13 protein-coding genes and 1 tRNA gene are annotated in these 15,856 nt (G+C 50.0%); 4 read left to right on the top strand and 10 right to left on the bottom strand.

Annotated elements, in window-relative coordinates; translation table 11 throughout:
* Positions 1–2: 2 nt before the first annotated feature.
* From QEH59_RS13145 to ychF, 3 genes are all read right to left on the bottom strand, one after another.
* Positions 3–1,184: a cytochrome c biogenesis ResB family protein gene (locus tag QEH59_RS13145; RefSeq protein ID WP_308985838.1), complete on the bottom strand. Its 1,182-nt coding sequence runs from the start codon at positions 1,182–1,184 to the stop codon at positions 3–5.
* Positions 1,185–1,187: 3 nt separating this feature from the next.
* Positions 1,188–1,820, bottom strand: a complete 633-nt coding sequence (locus tag QEH59_RS13140; protein WP_308985837.1) for a hypothetical protein — start codon at positions 1,818–1,820, stop codon at positions 1,188–1,190.
* A 73-nt stretch (positions 1,821–1,893) separates the two neighbouring features.
* The gene (gene ychF, locus QEH59_RS13135) at positions 1,894–2,997 is read right to left on the bottom strand and encodes a redox-regulated ATPase YchF (RefSeq protein WP_308985836.1); all 1,104 of its coding nucleotides are present in this window, start codon (positions 2,995–2,997) and stop codon (positions 1,894–1,896) included.
* A gap of 147 nt (positions 2,998–3,144) precedes the next feature.
* Here ychF and QEH59_RS13130 point away from each other — a divergent pair, with 147 nt between their 5' ends.
* Genes QEH59_RS13130 through cutA form a run of 3 tightly spaced genes read left to right on the top strand, consistent with a single transcriptional unit; the run spans position 3,145 to position 6,137 of the window.
* A complete protein-coding gene (locus tag QEH59_RS13130; protein WP_308985835.1) occupies positions 3,145–4,293 on the top strand; it encodes a hybrid sensor histidine kinase/response regulator in 1,149 nt (382 codons plus the stop codon).
* A 56-nt stretch (positions 4,294–4,349) separates the two neighbouring features.
* Positions 4,350–5,822 carry an FAD-binding oxidoreductase gene (locus tag QEH59_RS13125; RefSeq protein WP_308985834.1) on the top strand — a complete coding sequence of 491 codons (1,473 nt, stop codon included), beginning with the start codon at positions 4,350–4,352 and terminating at the stop codon, positions 5,820–5,822.
* 3 nt (positions 5,823–5,825) lie between these two features.
* Positions 5,826–6,137, top strand: a complete 312-nt coding sequence (cutA, locus tag QEH59_RS13120) for a divalent-cation tolerance protein CutA (protein ID WP_308985833.1) — start codon at positions 5,826–5,828, stop codon at positions 6,135–6,137.
* 12 nt (positions 6,138–6,149) lie between these two features.
* Here cutA and QEH59_RS13115 read toward each other — a convergent pair whose 3' ends face one another.
* From QEH59_RS13115 to QEH59_RS13105, 3 genes are all read right to left on the bottom strand, one after another.
* A complete protein-coding gene (locus QEH59_RS13115; RefSeq protein ID WP_308985832.1) occupies positions 6,150–6,821 on the bottom strand; it encodes a MotA/TolQ/ExbB proton channel family protein in 672 nt (223 codons plus the stop codon).
* A 97-nt stretch (positions 6,822–6,918) separates the two neighbouring features.
* On the bottom strand, positions 6,919–7,824 hold the full coding sequence (locus QEH59_RS13110) for a hypothetical protein (RefSeq protein WP_308985831.1): 906 nt from the start codon (positions 7,822–7,824) through the stop codon (positions 6,919–6,921).
* Positions 7,825–7,913: 89 nt separating this feature from the next.
* Positions 7,914–10,706 (bottom strand): tetratricopeptide repeat protein, encoded by a 2,793-nt coding sequence (locus QEH59_RS13105; RefSeq protein WP_308985830.1) that lies wholly within the window; start codon positions 10,704–10,706, stop codon positions 7,914–7,916.
* 163 nt (positions 10,707–10,869) lie between these two features.
* Here QEH59_RS13105 and QEH59_RS13100 point away from each other — a divergent pair.
* A tRNA-Pro gene (locus QEH59_RS13100) sits at positions 10,870–10,947 on the top strand.
* 273 nt (positions 10,948–11,220) lie between these two features.
* Here the strand turns inward: QEH59_RS13100 and QEH59_RS13095 are convergent.
* The 4 genes from QEH59_RS13095 to QEH59_RS13080 form a co-directional block, all read right to left on the bottom strand.
* The gene (locus QEH59_RS13095; RefSeq protein ID WP_308985829.1) at positions 11,221–13,122 is read right to left on the bottom strand and encodes an acetylxylan esterase; all 1,902 of its coding nucleotides are present in this window, start codon (positions 13,120–13,122) and stop codon (positions 11,221–11,223) included.
* 110 nt (positions 13,123–13,232) lie between these two features.
* The gene (locus QEH59_RS13090) at positions 13,233–13,970 is read right to left on the bottom strand and encodes a prepilin-type N-terminal cleavage/methylation domain-containing protein (RefSeq protein ID WP_308985828.1); all 738 of its coding nucleotides are present in this window, start codon (positions 13,968–13,970) and stop codon (positions 13,233–13,235) included.
* A 110-nt stretch (positions 13,971–14,080) separates the two neighbouring features.
* Positions 14,081–15,604: an arylsulfatase gene (locus tag QEH59_RS13085; RefSeq protein ID WP_308985827.1), complete on the bottom strand. Its 1,524-nt coding sequence runs from the start codon at positions 15,602–15,604 to the stop codon at positions 14,081–14,083.
* Between the two features lie 6 nt (positions 15,605–15,610).
* A partial coding sequence (locus QEH59_RS13080; RefSeq protein ID WP_308985826.1) for a hypothetical protein occupies positions 15,611–15,856 on the bottom strand: 246 nt, incomplete at its 5' end.

The raw sequence follows: 15,856 nt of genomic DNA, 5'->3' as shown, positions 1-15,856 counted from the left end.
AGTCAGACTTGTCTGCGTTTGCCGAGAAACTTGAAAAAGTGCATTCCGAATTGAACGCACATGCCGAGGCCCATAAGTAAGACACTAACGTAGGGGAGTAGCCAGCCAGGGTTACGCACAACTTGAAAGATCGATGTACGGTCTTGATTGGCGAAAGAGGCTTGATAGAAGGTCAGTCCTTCGTAGCGCAGTGGATGATTCATGTAGATCAGAGCCTTTTGGTTTTTGGTGCTATCTTGGTGGTGTACCATGACCTCGCTGGAGTAGTTGTAAGGGATTTCGGTTCCTGGATACTTGTCATGTGAGAAGTCAATGAGCTCGACTTCGAATGGATAGTATTGTCGTTGGAAGCGCAGGGCGATCTCCCAAGACTGATCGCCTGCCTGGACCGTTTGTGGTGGGAAGCGCTCGTCGATTACATTGGACACTAGCCAAGTTCCCAGTGAACCTTCAGGGCTGAGGACTTCGACGTAAGCGGTCGCTGTATTGATCGCATCATCGGCATAGCTGACAGGCTGGGGGGTCACAAAAATGCCCATTTTAACTGCCGCGCCTCGGTCGGCTGGAGATTGTGGGGCCGTCGCATTATTGTTCGCGCGTCCGATCTCGGCATTCGGGTAGTATTTAACGACACGGATGCTTAGTGGTGTATTGGGTACCTCGATTTCTTTCCCTGCCTTGAGTTGTGTGGCGGGGATCGCGTGTACGCTGTCGTAATCGGGATGGCTGCGATCGATCAATACCAGTTCGTTGGCGCGGTGGCTTTGTGAGTAATTGCTGCGCCCTCCTTCGTCCACCGGCATTTGACTTTCTTTTGATAAGAGGTCGGTCATCAGTTCGCTTACGAGTAGCAGTACTAGCCCGAAGTGAACTAGGAAAATGCCACTTTTCTTCCACGTCATTTTAAAACGAGTGAAATGAGCCGCCAATAAATTGATGAAAAGTAGCCCCCCAATTAGATAGCCGCCGGGCATAGGAATGCGTAGCCAGAATAGTTGGTTATAAGCAGGAGCCTGTTCCGGATAGGCCCAGACAGCGATGAAACTTTCGAAGTAGAGCTTTTGAGTATGCCAAATGCCGTATTGGACTTGATCGAGTGTGCCGAAAAAGATCAGCATCATCGAAAAAGTAAGCAGGACAACTGTCAGTTTGAGCGAGCTGAAGAATTTGAAGAGCGGCTTCATTGATTAGTGGTGCGTGTCTTGTAATTGCACGGAATCGAGGAAGGTCTTCATCTGGGCTTCATTTGCCATGACAGTGTCATTATCGCCTAGGAACTTAAAAAACCAAGTGTAGCCATGAAAGGGGAGTAATCCACCGAGGATGCTCTGTGTCTCGCCTTGCATGCGCACATAGAGTCCACGGTGCTGAGAAATTGTGTAGCCTTCCGTGAAATCAGGTAGTTCGTCGGGGCCGGCGGCTGGGAGCCCGATTTGTCCGCGCCAGCGATTGATGTTTGCGAGGCGTCCACCGACATCACCTGGAAAGACTAGCACGGTTAGTTCGGCGCTGCCGTTGGCATCGGTGACTTTGAGGTTAGCCTTGCGAATGCCACTGGGGGCGAGTTCCTCCCAACCCTCGGGGACCGTATAGCTGATTTCGCCTGCTGCGTCGGCAGCTTGTTGCATACCCGGGAGCACTTGCATGTTGCCAGCGCTGGCGGAGGGCGCCTGGCTGGCAGGAGCTGGGGTTGCGCCAGGCATGGCCACACTGCGTTCTTCCTTGGGTATTAGATAGCTGGTAGGTTCATCGCGCCCGCATCCAGAGAGGGCTATTACTAGTGCGGTGGCGGTGAAAATACGGGTCGTGATCAATTGCATGGTGTGAGGAGGCTTGACTGTGAGGATAGGTCAACCGATTCAGAGTCTTTATTTTTTCAACTAATAGTTGCTATTAGTTATTGAAGCGGAAAAGTGCGACATCGCCATCTTTGAACTCGTATTCTTTACCTTCGAGCCGGTATTTGCCTGCGTCGCGCGCTCTGGCTACACTGCCTGCTGCTATGAGATCTTCGTAAGCAACCACTTCTGCCTTAATGAATCCATGTTCAAAGTCGCTGTGGATGACTCCCGCGCACTCTGGGGCCTTCATGCCCTTATTAAAAGTCCATGCGCGCACTTCTTGCACGCCAGCCGTGAAGTAGGAGGCTAAGCCTAGAAGATCGTAAGTCGCTCGTATGAGTAGGGAAACGCCTGAATCTTTGACGCCCAGAGATTCTAGATATTCCGCTGCTTCTTCGCCGTCGAAGTCGATGAGCTCGGCTTCCACCGCTGCTGAGATGATACAAGTGCCGGCTCCGTGGTGTTCGCGGGCAAATTTTTCTACTTGAGCGACGTATTGGTTGCCAGAAGTATCGGCCAGATCGCCCTCAGCTACATTACATGCGTAAAGCACGCGCTTGGCAGAGAGCAGGCACAGACGTTTGAGCACGATGAGTTCGTCGTCGGACATGCTTAAGGTGATCGCCGGTTTGGTTTCATTGAGGTGTGGCAATAAACGCTCGATCAGCCCCAGGTTTTCCCCTGCTTCCTTGTCGCCACTACGGGCTTTTTTTACCAGTTTTTCTTTTTGGTTTTCTAAAGAAGTGATGTCGGAGAGAATTAGCTCGGTATTAATGACTTCGATATCGCGAATGGGATCGATAGAGCCCATATTATGGATAATGTCGTCATCATCGAAGCAGCGCACCACATGTACGATGGCATCGACTTCGCGAATATTCGCGAGGAATTTGTTGCCGAGGCCTTCGCCTTTACTGGCTCCTTCGACTAAGCCAGCGATGTCGACAAACTCGATGGCGGCAGGGATGACCTTATTTGTCTTGGAAAGCTCACGCAGTGGCTCCAAGCGTGCATCCGGCACTTGCACGACGCCCACATTGGGATCGATCGTGCAAAACGGATAGTTTGCCGACTCCGCCTTGCGCGTGCGCGTAAGAGCGTTGAACAGTGTACTTTTGCCCACATTGGGGAGACCTACAATACCAGCTTGAAGCATAGCCGGGCAAAGATGCCGTCTCTGGTCAACAGTGCAACGAAAAATGCCAGCGTACGAATCTGGTGCAAATAGACCAGTTGATTGACTTTAGTTCAGGAGGGCGCTTTAAATGAGATTGGCCGTTCAATAATTTTTTAAAATTCTACTGTGAATCAACCAGTTTCTATTAATATCGATCAATCTAGGATCCTTGTCGTCGATGACGATGAGATTATCCGCAAACTTCTTCGTCGAGTGCTCGAGCGTAGTGGATTTGTCGTCGACGAAGCAGGTTCCGGTGAGGCGGCACTTGAGCAAATTCAGGCACATAGTCCGGATCTGATATTGTTGGATGTGGTGATGGGGGGCATTGATGGTTTTATCACCTGTCGCAAAATCAAAAGTAGCGAGGGGATGGATGAGGTGCCGATTATATTTGTGACCGGGCGTTCGGACACTGGCTCAATCGTGGAAGGCTTGGATGCTGGAGGTAGTGATTATATTACCAAGCCGATCAATCGGCATGAGGCGTTGGCACGTATTCGAAATCATTTAAAAATGCGCGTTTTGATGAAGTATCAGCGTGAATTCATCGATGGTTTGAAGAAGGCCAATCTCGCGAAAAATCGAATCATCGGGATTGCCTCGCATGATTTACGTAATCCAATCGCTTCGATTCGTGGCCTGTCTGAGTTTTTGGAAGAAGCGGGGCCGTTGACGCCGGCGCAGCGTGAAATTGCCAATACCATTCAGTCGACCTCTGATTCGATGTTACATCTGGTCGACGAGTTATTGGATCTGTCAGTGATCGAGAGTGGGGAAGAGCGCACTGATCGTGAACCATGTAGTATTTTTGAGATCGTTTCCTCTTCGCTGAATATTTATCAATTCACCGCGAGTAAGAAATCGATCAACTTGGTGCTTGAAGATGAAGGGGAAATTCCCGAATTGCTGATGCTTGATAAGATGCAGTTCCGTCGTTTGGTTGATAATGTGCTGAGTAATGCGGTGAAGTATTCTCCTGCGAATACCTCTGTAGTTGTGCTGCTCAAGTGCCATGGTGACTTATTAAAGATGACAGTCGAAGATGAGGGGCCAGGCATTCCTGATGGGGAAATGTACAAGCTTTTCACAGATTTTGGTAAGACATCGGTTCAGCCTACCGGGAATGAGACCAGCACTGGATTAGGCCTTTCGATTTGTAAGAAGATTGTAGATTCGCATCAGGGGCGCATCTACGCGTTCAATCGTGCCGGTGGTACTGGGGCTTGTTTTACCGTTGAGTTAAATATACGCAAGTTAGCTGTTCGCTCCTAGTTCGAGTCGGGCGAAATCGCGTCTAACCGTGGTCACTCAGCTGTGTCAGTTTACCCATGAAAACTAAGAAATCCAAAAAAGGCGCCAAGCCTAAATCCATTAACGTAGCCAAGGCTATGAAGGCCTTGCGTAAGCGCCTGGGAGATCGGGTCGCTGAGGATGACAATTCACGTTTCAATGCATCTCTGGACAATCTTCGTCTATCAGTTTTACCGCATGCAGTGATTCAAGTGCAGGCCGCTGACGAGGTTGCCGTGGTGCTGAAGCTTGCAAATAAATATGGTGTGCCACTGACCTGTCGGGGGGCGGGTACCTCGGCTACGGGATCGGCTGTGCCGATCCATGGTGGTTGGGTGCTCGATTTATCTGCTTTGAATCGCATTGAGATTAATCCGGTGGCACGGATTGCGACTGTCGGTGCGGGAGTCGTGACCGCTGATTTGCAGGCTCAGGTTGAGGCGCTTGGCTTGTTTTTTCCTCCAGATCCATCCTCTAAAAAGTATTCCACGCTAGGTGGTAATATCGCGTGTAACGCAGGCGGCATGCGCTGTGTTAAATATGGGGTGACACGTGACTATGTGCTTGGACTCGAGGGGGTTCTTGCTGATGGCAGTCCATTTCAATTTGGGCTACCGCTGAAAAAATATGTCTCAGGGCTGAATTTACGGGATTTGTTGATCGGCTCCGAAGGCACGCTGGGCGTGATCACTGCTGCTAATTTGAAATTGATTCCCAAGCCTGAAAAGCGCTGGACAGGTATGTTTGCATTTAAGAGCGAGGCTGCGGCTCTCAAGGCTGTGGTGGGACTTTTTCAGGCTGGTGTGAACCCATCCATTCTTGAATTTCTCGACCGTCAATCGGTTGGATGTGCGGAGCGCTATACCGGTAAGAAGATATTCGAAGGACAACCGCGTAGTTCCATTCTGCTAATTGAATTAGATGGCTGTTCAGTGGAAGTGCGGGAGCAACGTAAGCGCTTGCTAGAATACATGCTTGAGGTTGCTGCGGCATATCGAGAAGCGCGTAGCGAGTTGCAGGCTGAAAAGCTCTGGCAAGTGCGTCGCACTTGTTCTCAGTCCATGTTTTCCATTGCAGATACCAAGCTGAATGAGGATGTAGTGGTGCCCATTGAAAAGCAGGCAGAGCTCATTCGTTATACGTTGGCACTCAAAAAGGAGATTGGATTGGCTACGCCCACCTTCGGTCATGCTGGCGATGGGAATTTGCACGTCCATATTATGTATAATCGAGCCAGTCAGAGTGATGCGGAGAAAGCTCAGGCTGGGATTGAAAAGCTGATGCAAAAGGTCGTCGACCTCGGCGGTGTCATCACCGGCGAGCATGGCATCGGTCTCGCGAAGTCGCCCTTCATGGCGATGCAGCATACGGCACCGGAAATCGCCGTGATGCGGTCGGTTAAACAGGCCCTCGACCCATTAGGAATACTTAACCCTGGTAAAATTTTTGATCCTTTCGAAGTTTGGGATCATGAACTGGTTGACGTTACCCTACCATGGGATCATCGTTAATACATGAGTGATCAATTATGCATCGGGTTAACTACTTGTGACAATCAAGACGTCGCGGATCGTATCGCGATTGAACTAGTCGAGCGAGGGCTCGCTGCATGTGTTAAGATCGACCCGAATGTTCGCTCCGTTTATAAGTGGCAGGGAGAGCTTCAGGATCATTCAGAGATTCGGCTGATGGTGAAGTTCTCTTTGCGTAACTCGGAGGCAATAGAAGCCTTCATTAAGGCCAATCATCCTTACGAAATTCCAGAATGGATTGTGATTCATCCCGATCATGTGTGTAAGAAATATTTGGATTGGGCGACAGCTTAGACCCATGGCGGCTTAGCTCTCGTGGGTCTCCAACACTTCCGTACCTGCTTGAGCAGTCGCGATCATGGCAGTATTGAGTCGGTTCTTGAGCACGAAGTAGGCGATCATCGCTGGAATGCCGATCACCAGTCCGGTGGCAGTGGTGATTAGGGCCTCTCCGATGTTGCCTGCGAGTAGTTCTGGGCGGCCCATGCCGCCGCGACCAATAGTCTGAAAGGCACTGATCATACCGCTGACTGTGCCAAGCAGTCCAATCATGGGAGCTACGGATGCGACCACATTTAGATAGGTGACCCATTGGCTGACTGTGTTTTCTTCTGCTTCCAAATTCTCGATGAAAATATTTTCCGCTTTTTCGCGGTTACTGGCTAGCTTGGGTAAGGCGGGGGCCAGCGCGCGTCCGAGTAAGGTGTTTGGCTCAGCTAGCGCGTTTTGCCCCTGGGTGTAATCTTTGCTCGCGGTGGCTGCGGAGGCGGTCTGCACTTGTTCGACGGTAAAGAATTTCTTACGGCTGGTTTCCTTCCATGAGTAGAAAATTAGGAAAAACATGGCCAGCGAACAGGCGCCCAAGGGATACATTGCCCAGCCACCTTGTTGAATGAGTGTCCAAAGATTTAGGTTGTCTTCAGCGTTATCCACAACTTCGGTAGCTTCTTGCGCGTGTAGTAAGGTGGGGAGTAGCATTAACACGAGCCATGTGCGTAGCTGGCTTGATTTGCTGTGTCTTGAGCCTACGGAGGGGCGGGGCGGCAGAGCCAACCCCGCTACGGGTGAAGATTTTTTAAGGCGATTCTGGAGTGTCTTCATGGTCTTTAATGTATTCGGTGATCTCTTTTAGAGTGGGCTGCAAGCTGCGGTCATCGGCTGGCCAAACAAAACCGCGTGCTTGCATTTCTTGGTAGAGGGTGGCGGCGTAGACGCGCTCGCGCAATCCCAGAGCCGCTGCGATGGCGACAGCGTAGCACTCAGTTAACTTGTCTGTGGGGATGGGGGAGGCAAACACGATTGGGCGTAGTGCTAAATCGAGCGCTTCTTCGTAAGCTTCAGAACGTAGTCGTGCAGCACCTAACACATAGTAACCTAGGGCGGATTCGCTAAAAGGCTTGCGACTGGCAACCCAATTTTCGGCCAGAGGTATGGCTTCGTCGTATAATTCCAAGGTTTGATAACTTTCCAGTGTGGAATCCTCGAGTGCCCTGAGTGCATCTGGATTTTCGATTTGTGGTCGTAGTGTTTGAATGATCGCAATGGCGCGGGCTGGTTTGGGGGAATCTAAGACTAGGTCCACATAATAGGTAAAAAAATGAGATTCGCTTGCAGGCAGAAATGGGAGGAGTGGGCTGCGCTGTGCATAGAGCATAGACATTAAACTCAGCGCATCTTCGTGGCGACCAGTGTGTATCCATTCGGTCGCGAGGGATTTGTAGCTTTCACCAGGGATTGCGATGGTCTGGATGTCCTCCCCTTGAAAGGTGTAGATGATTTCGCCCGCCCCCTCAGCGGTTGCTATTTGAATTTGATCTTCGGATGTCTCAATTGCGTGACCTGATATTCGGTTGCCATTTTTCAGCTGCAGGATGATTGGCTCGGACAGTTCAGATTTGATGGCGCGATGCTCGTCAGTGGAAAGTGCCAAATTTGTGTGCGTAATCAGTACGCTGGTGACCGCCCAGAGTAGGAGCTGCACTTGTGAAGACCATGTCGTGTTGGCTATATAGAATAGGCGGTCTCCACCAGTGAAGCCCCTGTGGAAAAGCCATGCTTTTATCCCAAGACTCAAAACTCTACCCCCTTTTCCACTACAGCGGCCTGCTCGACCATGGCGCTGCGTGCTTGTGCGGCTTCTTCCAGCTGTGGCAGTTTCTCTTCGGCCTGAGCATATTGAGGGAAGGCTCTTAATCGATCATCGCGTAGCAGCTCGGCAACAGTGTTGCGTGCAGCGATTGGATCATCGATCGCTTCGAAGAGTTGAGCGCTCTCCCAATAGGCGACAATCATCAGCTCGGGGTAGGCACGGTAGAGGGTGTAAATGCGCTGCCAGTATGGAATCGCGCGTCTAGGATTGTCTTCTTCTATTTCGATACGCGCCAGGCCAGCAAGCGCACGTGCGTGCGGGCGCCCCCTCATTTCTTTGATCTGTAAAATTTCATTGAGCGCCGCACGTGCGGCGCTGTAAGCGCCCTGACGAGTGAGGACTTCAGCAGCCAGGAGTCGTGCCTCTGCTGCCAGTGGATGCGTGGGTGTTTCTTCCAAAAAGCGAATGAGCCAACGGCGTGCTTCGTCGAGGCGTTGCTGTTTAGAGGCTAATTGGGCCTTGCCGTAAAAGGCTGCAGCGCGTTCGAAACGCTTTGGGTATTCGTTCAGGATTTGCTCAAAGTAATCGTCCGCAGAGTCGTATCCGCGATCGGCAAGCACGATACCCACTTGTGCCAATGTATCAGGATCCTGTTGTGGTATGGGAACCAAGCGATGGATGGACAGTAGGGTGGCATCAGCAGTTGCGTCGTCGATCATGCGCCGTTGACGTTGGGCACTGAACTGTTTCAGTCGGGCGAACCATGTTAGCTGGTGGTCCTCTAAGCTTTGCTCGCTGGTTTCTTGTAACCAAGTTTCGAAACTGACCTCTGCTTTGCCCTGAGTGCGCTTAAATAGGTCGGCATAGGCCGAGAGGATCGAGTTTACTGCGCGGGCTTTAGGGTCGTTCCCGAAACGTTCGAGCGCAGTTTGGTATAAAGGGTATGCTTCTGCCGCGCGTTCTTCTTGTTGTAATGACCAGCCCATCCAGTAGAGCGCTTCGCTTATGCGTGGGCGTTCGTTGGCATCGGGGCGATCTACGTAGGCTTGCAAATGGGTGCGCATTAGGTCGTAGCGTTCGAGTGCTCTATAGATCTTCGAGGCTTGAAAGACGGCATAGTCGTAGATGCGTGGCTCGTCGGGTGGTACTTGCCTGAAGGCTGCTGCTGCGGTGACCAGTTCTCCCAACCCCATGTAGATGTCGCCTTTGAGGGCCAGTGCCTCACCGTAGCGGGCATGTTCGGGGAAGTTTGTAATCACGAATTCGATCGTAGCGAGTGCGTTTTCGTAGTCGCGCTGTGCATAATAAAGATTGGCGATCCGATAATTTATTTCCGGATACAATGGATGCTGTTGGCTATTTTGTTGCAGTTCGACTAATCGTTGTAGGCTAGCGTCATAGTCACGCTCAAAGAAGTAAGTGAGTGCAGCCCACAGCGCTAACTGAGTGGCTAGTTCGCTTTTGGGATAATTGGCGAGTGCGCTTTCGAAATTTTCACGTGCTGTGACTTGCTGCTCTAGTGCACTGTAGTTATAGCCTCGGGTGAAATACCAGCGTGGGGCTTGTTTATCTTGCGGAAAATGCGTTATCAAGCTGTCGAGTACATCGATAGCATCGTAGAATTTGCCTTCACCCTGGTAGGCGCGAGCGATTAGGAAAAGTGCGTTATTGGCTAGAGGATGTTTAGGGTGTAGACTTAGAAATTTCTCGGCAGTGCTGCGCGCTTTGCTCCATTTTTCAGCTTCGTTGAGTGTCAGGATCCATCGGTAGTGCGCTTCAGCTCGAATTTCGTTAGTATAGGTGTCGTCCAGTGCGATGCTGCGGAAGAGGATGGCTGCCTCGCGGAAGCGACCCGCTAGCAGGTAGGCTTGTCCCGAACGCAGGTAGAGTCCCGGACTGTAATCGTCCATGTTTTTTAGGCGCTCCAGTTGTCGTTCCAATCGCGCAATGAGTTGGGTCGCGTGATTTTTCCAAATACTTGAAGCGAAGGTTGCCTGTTGATGGAGTGCTTGACGAGTGCTGGCGAGACGCTGGCTCTGCTTTTCGATCAGTACATCGCGTGGTAGTGTGAGCCGGTAGGCACGAATTGCTTCGAGAGGGAGTCCATCTGCCAGCAATATGTCACCAGCGTCCAGTGCAGCAAAGCTGAGCACGGCTATATCCGGCATGGCCGCGACGTTCCAATCAGTTTCAAATAGCAGGCTGCGTGTACGCGTGGAATCTTTGGACTGGCTTGCTATTTGCAGAGCGCGCAGCCTGGCCTGCATCCTGAGCGTTGCAGGTGCCTCAGAGAGGAAAAACGCGTCTAATAGTTGGTTAGCCTGGACAATATTACCAATTTCATAGAGGAGGTCAGCTTCTTGCAGCTGTGCTAGCGCAGCCTCCTTAGAGCTTGGGAAATTTTCTTGAAAACTACGAAATGCTGCAGCTGCTGCGGCCAATGCGTCAGTTTGGGAGAGGGCGATGGCATAGTTGTAAATGGCAAAGGCTCGGACGCCACTACGTGGATTGTGCTCACGCAGCAATTCATTAAAATATACCAGAGCTTCGCTTGGCCGGTCGGCTATGAGTGCCGCATAAGCGCGAACTGGTAAAACTGTGCTTTGGAAATTGGTATTTAAAAACTCAGGTTCTTGCCCAAAATCCAGTTCAATGGCCTCAAAAGCCCAGTAAGCTTCAGCGTAATCACCCTCACTGAAGGCGGCCACGGCAGCATCTACTTGTTCTTGGAGAGTTTGGGCGGGGAGTGTTGAGGAGAACCATATCGAAAACACAGTCCAACAGACTGTTGAGAGAAGTTCCGTCCTCGACCCAAATAGCGACATAATACGCAGTATTAGAGTGCTGAAGCTCAAAAAAAGCGCGAACTTTATTTCATTGAAAATGTGTGTTGACAGCCGAGGAAAATATGATGCACTTCGCCACTTCATTTGGTATCGGGGCGTAGCGCAGCCTGGCTAGCGCATCTGCTTTGGGAGCAGAGGGTCGGGGGTTCGAATCCCTCCGCCCCGACCAAATAAAACCTTCACGTAAGTGAAGGTTTTTTTGTGTCGGTTTTTTGTGTCGTTACGGGGGGAGGATTCGAAAAGAGCTGCCTAGCAGCGATGCGGCTCAGCCGTCCTCCCAGTTCGACGAGCACATCCTGCGAAATTGACAGCCGCCCTTCGTGTCTAGAGGTGCACTAGATCGGGGGCCAGAGATTACTTGGCGCTGCGAAGATCGACGGCTTCAGTATGTATTCACCGAGGCATGTCTTTGCTGAGTGTGACGCTTGCCTGGCTATTTGGTTTAATTTCCCGCTACCCAGCTTAACTCTTTAAACACAGGCGTGCCACCTTTCCAGTTTTGAGAACCTAACCTCAGACGATCCGTTTTGGTGATCCCATTATCATTGAACTTCGACGAAATTGAGATCGCGGGAGCTAATTCCAACTGCTGGAGCTCGTTCCAGTTTTCCAAGGGGACTCCGGACGCGTTCTTGAAATCACTAGGTAGAAAGGCAAAAGTTTCGAGTTGATTGTGACCAGCCAGTTCGACGGATGTGGCATGTGAATCGATTCGAATAACCAGTGTATTTGGCTCAGCTGATTGGACCTTCAGAGCCAGTTTAACTCGGCCTGAATTACTTTCAGGTGCCTGCCACATTGGATGATACAACTTGTTGGTTTTGAGTGCCCATTTCGTGGGATCGTAGGTAAACCACTCCTGCTTCCAGTCACCCGTAAAGTCTTCGATCACCGTGCTTTCTTTCAGGGTGGCTTTGACCTTTGCCTCTTGTAAGTCTTCAGCACTGACCATTTCAACCAATGATGAGATATTCATCGTATCCACGGTGAAGGAGCTGTAATAGTAATTGGTCGCAGACTCTGGGGCATCCAGTTTGTAGGTCACATTGGCATAGACCCAGAGAGGCATTTTAGTGGAATAGATTGGTAGCTTGCCACTCCAAAAACTACCATGATTTTTGGCGGTCGCATGGTGCCAAAACTTAAACCTAGGATTTAAGTCTTTATCCTTCGAGCGCGAGGGGCCGCCTTGCTGCGTATAGTAAATATCTATAGAAGCAATCCGCTGAGAGTCATCCACTTTGACACTGAATTCTGGAATTCCATCCGTAGTATTTAAGTTAAGAACAGTTTGCGGCATTGCAGGCGGTTTAGTGGTCCCTTGGAGGTAGTGATCAATAAACCTAAAGCCCGAAATAATATATTGCCCGCTATCCTGGTGATTATGCTGAGGCCCGGAGCTGATGCCGTAATCTTCGCTTTTAATTAAAGATACTGCTCCTGGCAGGTCATACATTTCACCGTGAAAATCATTGGATGGACTGATGAAAAAGATCGGACAGGTGATGTGGCTGAGATTCACGCGGTCGCCTAGCGTGGCGTTATAAATTTCGCTACTGTTCTGATAATCACTGATTCCTCCACAGGTTGGTACTGCGACCTTCAGGCGATCATCGGCTGCTGCAGTCAGAACAGTGATCTTCCCTCCCATGGAGTGTCCGTAGATCCCGATCCGGTTCGGATCGACATTGGGTTGTTCTTCCAGAAATGTGATGGCGCGTCGCGCAGCGACGGTAGCCAGAAACCACAGGCTATTTCTGGGGGAATCAATCGCGTCTAAAGTGAGCTCATGCGGGGCAACTTTCGAGGACGCACTATCGGGATGACGACAGGGAGCATGGTAGCCATCGACGGCACCCCAGTCTGTAGTGAGTTTATAATCGGGATCGTCTGTTTGATTATCCCAGAAAAGTTTCACCGTGCCGGGATTTACTTTATACTGAGAAGACGACAAACGTCCGGCCCAAGAGACCGAGATCGTGGCATAACCGCGCTTAGCATTCGAGATACTTGCTCTGGCATCGGCATACTGGCCACCACCATGCACATTCACGAGCGCAGGCAAATTAGTCCCACCGATAGGATAGCCAAAGATCGCGGCGACCATCGCCTTCTGGCCTTTAAAGGTGCCGGCGCAATAGCGCACGACTTTGATTACGGCGCCCTCCTCTTCCCATTCGGCAAGTATCTCGATGTCCAATGGATCTTTTCGCGGGTCAAAATTTTGCCACAGCTCCTCAAAGGTGCTGGGAGCTTGCTCACCTGGCTGCAATGACGTGAGCGTATCAGCTGAAAGCGATACAGCAAAACTGATAAAGGCTAGATATATAATTCGGAGGTTCATTTTATTTCTTAGGGGTAAATACAATACGGACTGAGCTGTCTTGTTGGTCTTGAAATTTTGAAAGCGCGGCCCGCGCACAAGAACTGCAAGCGGATGAAACTGGCTAGCAGCTATTCTACGTAAACGTGCTTTTGCTTAATCTCGCCAATCGCAAAGGCCTCAACGTGTCCGTCCACAAAAGCGATATTGCCACGCCCATTGTGACGATCACTGAACCCGGTGAAAGAGCTATCGGGAACATAATCGTCGGCGCTGGAAGGGCTATATACCTTACTACCAACTGATACAAAATAATCGTTCCCCCAACCTTTACGTGACTCTTTCTGAATCGTATCCGCGATTAACATCGTTTCATTGGGGCGCTGTATCGCTATTGATTTAATTGGTGAATTACTAATACCATCCCCATCCAAATCTCTGGCATCTGGAATCAAAGCTGGATTCCAGCCATATGAATAGGTCGATTTTCGGATCCCATTAAATTCCATAATATAATCGGCCGATGGGCAATTCACCATCTCGTAGATACGGTCTTGCCCCTCCCCACCCACATAAGGTGCGATTTGATCCACCCAGGTGAGTGTGGGATTATCGCCCCCGCCAGAATACAGGCTCACGAAATTACCGTGATGATCCGAGGCATAAGCTCTCGCTCCTAAGGCTAGTTGTCGTAACTGAGTTACGCATTTGGTTGCTTGCGAAGCTTCTCGAACCTTGCCCACTGAGGGGATGATAATTGCGGCCAGAATGCCGACGATTGCAATCACGGTGAGTAGTTCAATCAATGTAAAGGCAGCCACTCTTTGATGCAGCTTTATTTTAGGGTATTTGGAGGAGTTTGAGGTCATTTTGTTAGGGGTTTTTTCTAAAAATTAATTTTTGATTGGCTTGAGTGCTGTGTTTAGAGGACACATGTTCCTTATCACATAGATGATTCTTAATGTTACTTGATAGAGCTTTAGTTTCTTAAGCTTTGTTCCCATGCGATATATTTGGAAAGAAGCACTTGATATTTTTCAGGTTCTACTGCGCTTAGGTCTGTGATTTCGGTCTCTTCTTCTGAAAGTTTATAGAGGCTCCAATGCTTGGCATCGTCTGTGACGAGTTTGTAGCCTTCATCGATAATATAACGATGCGAACCGCGCTGCATAAAAATAGGGTCACGCTTCATTAAGGCTTGATCCTGCAATACATCGACAAAGCTATCTCCGTAGAGTTTACGTTCGGATTTACCTTCAAAGGTTTCCGGATAGCTCGCGCCGGCCAGTTCGATCAGTGTCGGCATAACATCGGACAAATGAGAAAACTTATCGGTAAATCGACCGGGATTTTTGATCCCCTTCGGCCAGTGCACGATCATCGGGGTGCGGGAACCTCCATTGTAGGCACTTAATTTAAACAGACGATAGGGGGTATTAGAAACATTGGCCCAGTCACTGCCCGGTGAAACGTAGGTGCCGACGCCTCCAATATTATCCACCATTTGTCGCGAGCCTACTTTTTCGCATCCGTTGTCTGAGCAAAACATTATCAGCGTATTTTCATAAACACCCGCTGACTTTAGCTTTTCAATCACTTCACCCACTTTTTGATCCACGCGATCGATCATTGCGGCATAGGTCTGCATGACAGCGATCTGTTGCGCTTTCTCGGACTCACTCAATTGATCCCAGTCATCATGCGTGGCTGGTGAAAGCGGTGACGTCTTCGGATCAAGAAGCCCGATCTCTTGTTGTTTTTCATAGCGGGCCTTACGAATTGCACCGTAGCCAGCATCGTAAACACCGTCGTATTTAGCGATATCCTCAGGCCATGCGAGCAAGGGATCGTGCGGGGCACTGTATGGAAGATAGAGAAAAAATGGCCGACCGCTTTTTTCTTTTTCCCATTCATCCAGATACTCGAGCGCCTTACTGGTGAAAGCATCGGTGGTATAAAAGCCTTTGGGGAAGTAATGCTGATAGTTCGGATCTCTAGTATTAAAAGTTAAGTCATCATCACACCAAAAACGATCACGCCCTTTACTCGCGGGCTCGGGTTCTCCCTCACGCTGGAGGCCTGGGTTGAAATGGTTACTCATGCCGTCCCGTAGACCGTAGTAGTGGTCGAATCCACGATCAAATAGACTGATCGTGGAATGGTGCTTTCCCGAAGCGTAAGTATGGTAGCCTGCTGCGCCTAAAACATGGCCTAAAGTCGGGTTACTATAATTATTTTGTGAGGCTTTGTAATTCGAAGCTCCCATCAGTAAGCTGACGCGGCTGGCACCGCACTTGGCATCATTATAGAACCGTCGAAAGCGTATGCCTTGCTCCGCCAGTTTATCAAGATTGGGAGTATTTACTTCACCCCCATACGCACCGATGTCCGAGAAGCCTAGATCATCCACCATTATTAAGACGATATTAGGCTTCGCCTGCCCTGCTGCGATATTTAGCCAGGCGACGAATGCGATTAGAATGCTAAAGAGAATTTTATACATGATTTATCATCGATACGGTGTTAGTGTAATGCGCTTCACGCTGAATCCTTGGCCCAGCAACTTGCGAGGAGTCAGCTCCAAATGATTCAGGCCAGCCTTGGCTATATTCAAGACCCCTAGTGTGGCCACAAAATTGCGCTGGCGCGGAGGGCCCGGGTGAAATGATTTATTCGAATCAAAACCGGATTCAAAACTCACGAAAGTGATGCTCTCATCGCCACAGGAGAGCACCCACTCGGAGTCAGCTGCATC

The sequence above is a fragment of the Thalassobacterium sedimentorum genome, assembly GCF_031127905.1.
Lineage (GTDB): Bacteria > Verrucomicrobiota > Verrucomicrobiia > Opitutales > Coraliomargaritaceae > Thalassobacterium > Thalassobacterium sedimentorum.
This window is presented reverse-complemented; position numbering and strand designations above follow the sequence as displayed.

Bases quoted from the DNA above. Each gene is read 5' to 3' on its own strand.
- QEH59_RS13140 (WP_308985837.1), bottom strand. From the start codon at position 1,820: ATGCAATTGATCACGACCCGTATTTTCACCGCCACCGCACTAGTAATA.
- QEH59_RS13090 (WP_308985828.1), bottom strand. From the start codon at position 13,970: ATGACCTCAAACTCCTCCAAATACCCTAAAATAAAGCTGCATCAAAGA.
- QEH59_RS13115 (WP_308985832.1), bottom strand. From the start codon at position 6,821: ATGCTACTCCCCACCTTACTACACGCGCAAGAAGCTACCGAAGTTGTG.
- QEH59_RS13125 (WP_308985834.1), top strand. From the start codon at position 4,350: ATGAAAACTAAGAAATCCAAAAAAGGCGCCAAGCCTAAATCCATTAAC.
- cutA (WP_308985833.1), top strand. From the start codon at position 5,826: ATGAGTGATCAATTATGCATCGGGTTAACTACTTGTGACAATCAAGAC.
- QEH59_RS13095 (WP_308985829.1), bottom strand. From the start codon at position 13,122: ATGAACCTCCGAATTATATATCTAGCCTTTATCAGTTTTGCTGTATCG.
- QEH59_RS13085 (WP_308985827.1), bottom strand. From the start codon at position 15,604: ATGTATAAAATTCTCTTTAGCATTCTAATCGCATTCGTCGCCTGGCTA.
- QEH59_RS13145 (WP_308985838.1), bottom strand. From the start codon at position 1,184: ATGAAGCCGCTCTTCAAATTCTTCAGCTCGCTCAAACTGACAGTTGTC.
- ychF (WP_308985836.1), bottom strand. From the start codon at position 2,997: ATGCTTCAAGCTGGTATTGTAGGTCTCCCCAATGTGGGCAAAAGTACA.